Annotated in this window: 5 protein-coding genes, 1 tRNA gene and 2 pseudogenes; 6 read left to right on the top strand and 2 right to left on the bottom strand. The window is 73.7% G+C overall.

Going from position 1 to position 7861, the window contains the following annotated elements; genetic code table 11:
- Positions 1–96, bottom strand: a pseudogene (locus JS521_RS37510) (LysR family transcriptional regulator); the annotation flags it as partial.
- Positions 97–315: 219 nt separating this feature from the next.
- On the opposite strand from JS521_RS37510, the gene JS521_RS15130 reads away from it, so the two are divergent.
- The 3 genes from JS521_RS15130 to JS521_RS15120 all read left to right on the top strand — a co-directional run bounded on the left by JS521_RS15130 (position 316) and on the right by JS521_RS15120 (position 4452).
- A complete protein-coding gene (locus tag JS521_RS15130) occupies positions 316–2286 on the top strand; it encodes a DUF8823 domain-containing protein (RefSeq protein ID WP_205083505.1) in 1971 nt (656 codons plus the stop codon).
- A gap of 153 nt (positions 2287–2439) precedes the next feature.
- Positions 2440–3363, top strand: a complete 924-nt coding sequence (locus JS521_RS15125; RefSeq protein WP_205083520.1) for an adhesin — start codon at positions 2440–2442, stop codon at positions 3361–3363.
- Between the two features lie 210 nt (positions 3364–3573).
- Positions 3574–4452 (top strand): aminoglycoside phosphotransferase family protein, encoded by an 879-nt coding sequence (locus JS521_RS15120; protein ID WP_205083504.1) that lies wholly within the window; start codon positions 3574–3576, stop codon positions 4450–4452.
- Between the two features lie 89 nt (positions 4453–4541).
- Here JS521_RS15120 and JS521_RS15115 read toward each other — a convergent pair.
- A tRNA-Arg gene (locus JS521_RS15115) sits at positions 4542–4614 on the bottom strand.
- A gap of 229 nt (positions 4615–4843) precedes the next feature.
- Here JS521_RS15115 and JS521_RS15110 point away from each other — a divergent pair.
- The 3 genes and pseudogenes from JS521_RS15110 to JS521_RS15100 all read left to right on the top strand — a co-directional run.
- Complete coding sequence (locus JS521_RS15110; protein WP_205083503.1) at positions 4844–5767, top strand: phosphorothioated DNA-binding restriction endonuclease; 924 nt, start codon at positions 4844–4846, stop codon at positions 5765–5767.
- A 129-nt stretch (positions 5768–5896) separates the two neighbouring features.
- Positions 5897–6544 carry an RNA polymerase sigma factor gene (locus JS521_RS15105; RefSeq protein WP_205083502.1) on the top strand — a complete coding sequence of 216 codons (648 nt, stop codon included), beginning with the start codon at positions 5897–5899 and terminating at the stop codon, positions 6542–6544.
- Positions 6541–7545, top strand: a pseudogene (locus tag JS521_RS15100) (CU044_5270 family protein); the annotation flags it as partial. The gene JS521_RS15105 and the pseudogene JS521_RS15100, both read left to right, overlap by 4 nt.
- Positions 7546–7861: the final 316 nt, after the last annotated feature.

Raw genomic sequence — 7861 nt, 5'->3', positions numbered from 1 at the left:
CACCAGCGCGTACCCGGGCGACTCGCAGACCACCGCGGGCGTCGCCCCGGCGTTCGCAAGCGCCCCCCCCCCCCCCCCCCGGGGGGGGGGGGGGGGGGGGGGGGGGGGGGGGGGCCCCCCCCCCCCCCACCGCTCATGACGCAGAACCGTGCCGTTCATGACGGGGAAGCTGCCGGTTATGACGGAGAAGCGTGCCGGGGGTACGTGTTAGCGTCCCCGGACAACTCAAAGATGCTGGGACGCGTCCTTGGGGACGTACCAAGAGGTACGAGGTACGAAGACGTACGGGGCCGGCGGAGGACGGGGAGAGCCGTAGTGACCACCGCGGAGCCGAAGCCCGGCCGCGAGGCGGACGAGACCACCGGTGCCGGGGGCGATGCCCTGCAGGTGCGCGTGCCGTCGCCACGAGCCCCCGAGTCTCCCGCCGAGGAATCGGCGGCGGAACCCACCGAGGGCTCGTCCACGGGCCCCACCCCCGGCTCGTCCACGGGCCGCCCCACCCCCGGCTCGTCCGCGGGTTCCACTCCCGGCTCGTCCGCGAGCCCCACCGCTGCCGACGAGACCCCGCACGCCCGGGCCCGCCGGCTGCTGCGGCACCCCGTCACCATCGCGACGGCGGCCGCCGCCGTGCTCCACCTCCTCTGGTTCTTCTTCTTCGCCAACACCGGCGGGGACATCGCCGCGCAGGACGCCTGGGCCGAGTTCGTGGGCCGGCACCCCGGCACCGCGTACAACCTGGCCTGGTACGGGGGCATGCACCCCGTCTCGTACAGCGTGGTCTCGCCTTACCTGATGTCGCTGCTCGGCGTCCGTACGACGATGATGATCGTCGGCACGGTCTCCTCCGGGCTGACCGCGCTGATCCTGGTGCGCGTCCCGGCCGTCCGCAATCCGCTGGCCTGCTCGCTCGCCGGTGTCTTCGCGTTCCTGTGCAACGCGCTGTCGGGCCGGGTGACGTTCGGGCTCGGCATGATGTTCGCCGTCGGCGCGGTGGCGGCGGTGTTCTGCTGGCCCTACCGGTGGCGGTACAAGCGGTGGGCCAAGGCTGCCGTCGCCGCCCCGCTCGCCGGGCTCGCGACCGCGTCCAGCCCGGTCGCCGGACTCTTCCTGGGCGTCGTCGCGGCGGCACTGTTCCTGCACAAACGCCGCCCCGGGGCGTACGCCATCGGCCTCGCCCCGGTGGCCGTGGTGGGGCTCTCCGCCTGGCTGTTCCCCTTCTCGGGTACGCAGCCGATGTCGCTCGGGACGCTGTCGCTGCCGTTCATCTTCGCGGTGCTGGTCTTCGTCCTCGTACCGCGCGACTGGAGCACGGTCCGCACCGCCGCCGCCGTCTATGGGCTCGGCACGCTGCTCACGTACGTCGTCGACTCGCAGATCGGGTCGAACATCACGCGGATGGCGATGCTGTTCGCCGGGGTGGCGCTGCTCGCCGCCCTGCCGTACACCGCGCCGCGCAGCCGCCGCTGGTACGCCCTGGTCCTGGCCTTCGTGGGCCTCAACTTCTGGATCGGCTTCAAGGGCGTCGACGACATCGTCCGGACCGCGCCCGCCGCGTCCTGGAACCGCGAACTGGCCCCGCTCGTCAACCAGCTCCAGCAGGTGCAGGCGGAGCGCGGCCGGGTCGAGGTGGTGCCCGCGAGCAGTCACCGCGAATCGTCGGCGCTCGCCCCGTACGTCAACCTGGCGCGCGGCTGGAACCGCCAGGCGGACATGAAGCGCAACCCGCTCTTCTACGACGACACGCTCGACCCGGTGAACTACCGGGAATGGCTGGACCGCTGGGCCGTGCACTACGTGGTGCTGCCCAAGGACCGGCCGGACAACGGGGCGGTCCAGGAGGCGGAACTGGTCGAGCAGGGGCAGCCCTACCTGCGCCAGATCTGGGGCGACGCGAACTGGAAGCTCTACCGGGTGCTGGACCCGGTGCCGCTCGCCGACCCGCCGGCGACGGTGGAGCGGGCGGGCGCGGACGAGCTGACGATCACGGTGAAGTCGGCGGGCCGGGTGCTGATCCGGATCCCGTACACGCGGTGGCTCGCGCTCGTCGACGAGAACGGCAAGAGCGTGGAGCGCCCGCTGGAGACCGAGGAGTCGAAGGAGCGGTCGCAGCTGGACGACACCGCCCCGAAGACGTACCTCAACACCCACGGCTGCCTGAACAAGGTCGAGGAGGGCCCGTACGGCGACGAGTGGACCGAACTGCTCGCGCCGCGACCGGGCGTGTACCGGCTGGCGGCCCCGTACCAGCTCCAGCCGGGCACACCGTGCCCGGAGGAACTGAGCTGACGGGCCCTCGCCCTTCCCGTTCGCGCCCGTCCCGTGTACGGGCCATCGGGTGCGGGATCTCCCTCTGCGGGCGGCGCACTGGCAAGGTGTTCTGCCATGAACGCGACGAGGTGCCAACACTGCGGCGGCGGACGCCGGGGACCGCTGCCCGGAATGGTCTGCCCCGGCTGCGGGGCAGGAGCGGCCGGCACAGCGGGCGTGGACGGTTCCTGGGTCGCGCGCGAGACGCTGGCGGGCCGCCTCTCCACACTGCCGCGCCGGCGCAGGGCCCTGCTCGCGGCGGGCGTCGTGGTGGCGGCCGGCGGCCTGGTCACCGTCGCCTCGCTGCTGGTCTCGGGCGGCGGGAGCGTGGGCGGCGGCAGCAGCCGTACGGACGCGGCGGGCCAGGCGGGCGCGGTCCCCGACCGGATCGGCGGGGCGGCCCCCACCAGGATCGCCCCCGGCCCGGACGCGGGCACGGACCCCGATACGGGAACGGGCACCGGTACGGGAACGGGCACGGAAGCCCCGGGCACCCCGGACGTCCCCGCCCCGTCGGGGGCCTCGTCGGAGCCCCCGCCGGACGGGAACCGCTTCACGCAGTGGGCGGGCCCGGGCTGCGCGGAGGGAACGTACCGCGAACGCGGCCGGTTCGAGAGCGGCGACGCCGGTTGGTACACGGTCGAGAACGGCGGCTTCGACGGCGGCGGGTGCGACGGCCGGTTCAGCGCGATCCCGATGTCGGGCAGCCCGGCCGAGGACCGGGGCTCCACGGCCACCTGGTCCTGGCGGCTGGGCCCGGGCTTCAGCGAATGCGCACTGACCGTCTTCGTCCCAGACAGCGGCCGCCCGCGCGACGCGGCCGGGGAGCCGACCGTCTACCGGGTGCTCTCGGACCCGGACGACGGGGACTCCGCGTACACGGGTTTCGCGGTGCTCCAGACGGAACACCGGGGGAGCGCGGTCCCGGTACGCAGCTACCCGGTCAAGGGGGACGTCTTCGCCGTGCAGCTCATCGACCGGGGCCGGGACTGGGGCGACGCGCGACGGGTCGGCGCGCACCATGCGGCGGCGCAGATGAGGGCGTCCTGCCACTGAGAGGCGGCCGGGCTCTCCCCGTACGCAGACGCGGTCCTCCGGCGAGAGGCGGCGGGGCCCTCTCCGCAGTAGGAACGCGCTCCGGGACCGGTCCGGACCGGTCCGGCGGCGCGGAGGACCGTGTCCAGGTCCCGGTCCGGGGCGGCCGGTCAACATCCGGTCGCCCAGGTCACGTTGTACGCGCCCGGGGTCACCTGGTTCGATCACCACATGATCATTGAACCGTCGCTCGTACGCGGCCTGATCGCCGCCCAGTTCCCGCACTGGGCGGACCTGCCCGTGGAGGCGGTCGACGCGAGCGGGACCGCGAACGCGATCTACCGCCTGGGCACCGACAAGGCCGTACGGCTGCCCCGTACCGATGGCAGCGCGGCAGATGTGGCGACGGAACACCGCTGGCTGCCGCGACTCGCCGAGCAACTGCCGTTCCCCGTACCGCTCCCGCTCGCCCAAGGGGCCCCGGACAAGGCGTTCCCCCGCCCCTGGTCGGTCTGCACCTGGCTGGACGGCACGAACCCGGGCCCCGGGGACGCCTCTTCGTCCTCGGACCTCCTGGCGGCGGACCTGGCGGAACTCGTGCTGGCGCTGCGCCGCATCGACCCGGCGGAGGCTCCGCCCGCCCACCGCAGCGAACCCCTGGCCTCCCGCGACCCGGCGACCCGCGAGGCGTTGGCGGCCCTGGGCGGGGTCGTGGACGCGGAGGCGGTCGCTGCGTCCTGGAAGGAGTCCCTGTCCGCCCCGCCCTTCGCGGACCGCCCGGTCTGGGTCCACGGGGATCTCCAGCCGGGCAACGTCCTGGTCGCGGACGGCCGCCTCAACGCGGTCATCGACTTCGGCTGCACAGGCCTGGCCGACCCGGCCGTCGACCTGATCGCGGCCTGGTACCTGCTGACGGCCGGGGCCAGGGAGACGTTCCGTACGGCGATCGCGGCCGACGACGCCACGTGGACGCGGGGGCGGGGCTGGGCGCTGTCCATCGCCCTGCTGGAGCTGGCGCACTACCGGGAGACGAACCCGGTGATGGCCCGGATCGCGGCGCATGTGATCGAGGAGGTCGTCGCGGAGGTGCCTGGGGAGGCCCGTGCTTGAGGGGTCGGAGACACTTCTGTCGCTGAAGGGCCAGGCTGGGCGTGGTGCCCCGACCTGGCCCCTAGCGCTTCTCGCGCTGGTGGAGAGTGTGCCCCCGGCAGGATTCGAACCTGCGACACCCGCTTTAGGAGAGCGGTGCTCTATCCCCTGAGCTACGAAGGCTGGGATGCGACGCGGTAGCCCCGCCGTGCAGGCCGGGCTACCGCCGCCAGTGTAGCGGTTGGGTCGGCAGCGGATCGGCTGGTCGGTGATCGCGTGGCCGGGCACTCGCGCGGGGGATGCCCGGGGACTCGCGCGAGGGGTGCGGGGGCCGCCGTCCGGCTTGTGCGGCCGGTCGTGGGTGGGGTTTGCTGCCGGGGTCCTGGGAGTGCTCGGTGGAACGGCTGGTTCGGTGACGCGAGAAGAGTTGCTGGCTCTGCTGTCAGCGCTGAAGAGGGCCCGCGTGGGCGGTCGGCGGGCTCCGCACAAGCCGTTGCTGGTGCTCTGGCTGCTGGGGAGGTTCGCCGCGCGCGGCAGTTCGGCGGTGACGTACGACGAGGCCGAGGAGCCCGTCAGCCGGCTGATCAATGACTTCGGCCCGGCCGTGACGAGCCGGACCCGGGCCCGGGAGCGGGCCGCGATGCCGTTCGTGCATCTGGAGCGGAGCCTGTGGGACCTGCGGGACCGTGACGGGCTGCCGATGGGTACCGACGTGGCCGAGCGCGGGAGCCTGCTGCGCGGCCGAGGGGCCCACGGGCGGTTCCGGCCCGAGGTCGAGCTGGTGCTGGCCGAGCCGGGCGTCTTCGCGGCGGCTGCCCGGCTCCTGCTCGAACAGCACTTCACGCCGGCGCTGGAGCCGCTCGTCCGGGACGCCGTCGGGCTCGACCCGGACCTTCTCGACGAGGCGGCGCAGCTGCCGGGGCGGGGCAGGGCGCGGAGGCGGAGGTCCGGGTTCGCCGAGGAGGTCCTGATGGCCTACGCGTACGCCTGCGCGTTCTGCGGCTTCGACGGGGCGCTCGGCCGTCATCCCGTGGGCCTGGAGGCGGCACATGTGCGCTGGCACAGCCAGGACGGCCCGGACGAGATCGCCAACGGGCTGTCGCTGTGCTCTCTGCACCACACGCTCTTCGACCTGGGCGCCTTGGGGCTCCTGCCCGATCTGCGGATACAGGTCTCTCCCCTCTACGTGGCGCGCGGCCCGGCCGGGCGTGCCGTCGACGCCCTCCACGGGCAGCCGGTTGCCACTCCCCGGCCCGGGCAGCCCGCGGTCGATCCGGAGTTCGTTCTCTGGCACGGCCGTCAGGTCTTCAAGCGCCCCGGCGCCCAGGCGGCCTAGGGGAGGCGCCCAGGCGGCCCGAGCGGAGGTGCGGGCGGCGTCGAGTCCCGGCCGCCGGACAGGTTCACTGTGATGCGCGTCACTGGAACCTGGTCGCGCGGGCGGACAAGTCAGGAGGTGAGCTACTCGATGCACGCGCGTATCCGCGCGGGGGATCCCGACGCCTTCCGGGAGCTGTTCCGCGATCATGCCCAGCTCGTCTACCGGCACGCCGTCCGGACCACCGGGGACTGGACCGCGGCCGAGGACATCGTGTCGCTGACGTTTCTGGAGGCGTGGCGGCTGCGCGGGAAGCTGCGCGACGAGGGGGAGAGCCCGCGACCCTGGCTGATGGGCATCGCCGTCAACGTGTTGCGCAACACCGGGCGCGCGGCCCGCCGCCATGAACGGGCGCTGGCCAGGGTGCCGTTACGGGACGTCCTGCCCGACTTCGCCGACGAACTCGTCGGGCGGATCGCCGACTCCGACGAACTCGCGGCAACCAAAGCGGCGTTGGGGCAGCTGCGGCGGGCCGAGCGGGAAGTGTTCGCGCTCTGCGTGTGGTCCGGCCTCGGGTACGCCGAGGCCGCCGAGGCGCTCGGCGTGCCCGTCGGCACCGTGCGGTCCCGGTTGTCCCGTGCGCGGGCCAGGCTCCGCACGCTCACCGACAGCGAGTTGCGCCGGCGGAGCGGCAGGGCGGAATCCCTCGGGACGGGTACGGAACCCGGTGGGGCCGGCGGACAAGTACAGGGTGGCCGCACCGCAGCGGCCCGGTCGAACGAGGAGAGAACCCGATGATCCGCACCCCTTGGCGACGGCGCGACGAGCCGCTCGACCACGCGGAACTGGCCCGGCTGCTGCCCGCGCCCGGTGATCCGGAACTCTCCTCCGACCGCTTGAGCGGCCTTGAGGAGCACCTGATGACCGAGATCCGGAACGAGATCCAGAACGGAATCCGGAACGTGACGCCTGGAGCCGAGAGCCCCCCGAGGACCGGCGCCTCGACCGGCGCCCGAAACGTGACGCCCGGCGCCGAGAGCGGTTCCCGGCCGGCGCGCCGTCCCGGCCGTCGTCCGGTCCTGGCCGGCGCGGGCGCCGCCCTCGTCCTGGTCGCCGCCGCCGGGGTCGCCGCCCTCACCGGCGGCCTCGGAGGTCCCGGCGGCTCCGGCGGTCCCGGAAGTGCGGTCGCCCCGCCCGCCGGGACCGTTCCCGCCCCCGTCGTCCAGGTGGCCCGGGGCAGCACCGAAGGGCTGGCGGGCGCGGTCGCCGACATCTCCGGGGCGGCGGCGAGGGCCGAGCTGCCCGAGCCGCGTCCGGGGCAGTTCCTCTATGTCCGGAGCGAAGTCTCCTGGATGGTCACGTGGGACGGCGCCGACGGGAAGAACGAGAGCTACGTCGAAAAGCTCCACCCCCGTGAGGTCTGGATGTCGCCCGACGGTGGCACGGGCTGGCTGATGGAGCCTTACAAGGAGTCCATCGACCGCGAAGGCATCACACTGGACGGCCCCGGGCCGTCGCGGCCGTCGCTCAACGCGCCCAGCTACGACTACCTGCGAACCCTGCCCACCGACCCGGATCTCCTGTTGAAGAAGATCTACGACGAGACCGAGGGCGAGGGCAACAGTCCCGACCAGCGGGCCTTCAACACCATCGGCGACCTGCTGAGGGAACAGGTGGTCCCGCCGGAGCTGGCGGCCGGCCTCTACCGTGCCGCGGCCCGGATCCCCGGCGTCGTCCTCGTCGACGACTCCGCCGACGCGGTCGGCCGGCACGGGGTCGCCATCGCCCGTGCCGACGAGGCGGACGGTGCGCGCACCGAGTGGATCTTCGACCGTGAGACGTACACGTATCTGGGGGAGCGCACCGTCCAGACGCGTGATGTGGAGGGCGTCAAGGAGGGAACGGTCCGGGGCCACACCGCCGTCACGGACCGGGCCGTGGTCGACGCCGTCAAGCAGCCCCCGGCCGCTTCGGCACCGGGCGAGCGATCCGCCCCGCCCACTCCCGCCCCCAGCGGCGGCTCTCCACCCCCTCCCTCCAGGACCGGCTGCCCGAGGACAAGCGGGGCATCTTCCTCGCCGGGGACGACATCTCCTGGACGGCCGGCTGGGCCGA

The organism is Streptomyces durocortorensis (assembly GCF_016901035.1).
Classification (GTDB): Bacteria; Actinomycetota; Actinomycetes; order Streptomycetales; family Streptomycetaceae; genus Streptomyces; species Streptomyces durocortorensis.
This window is presented reverse-complemented; position numbering and strand designations above follow the sequence as displayed.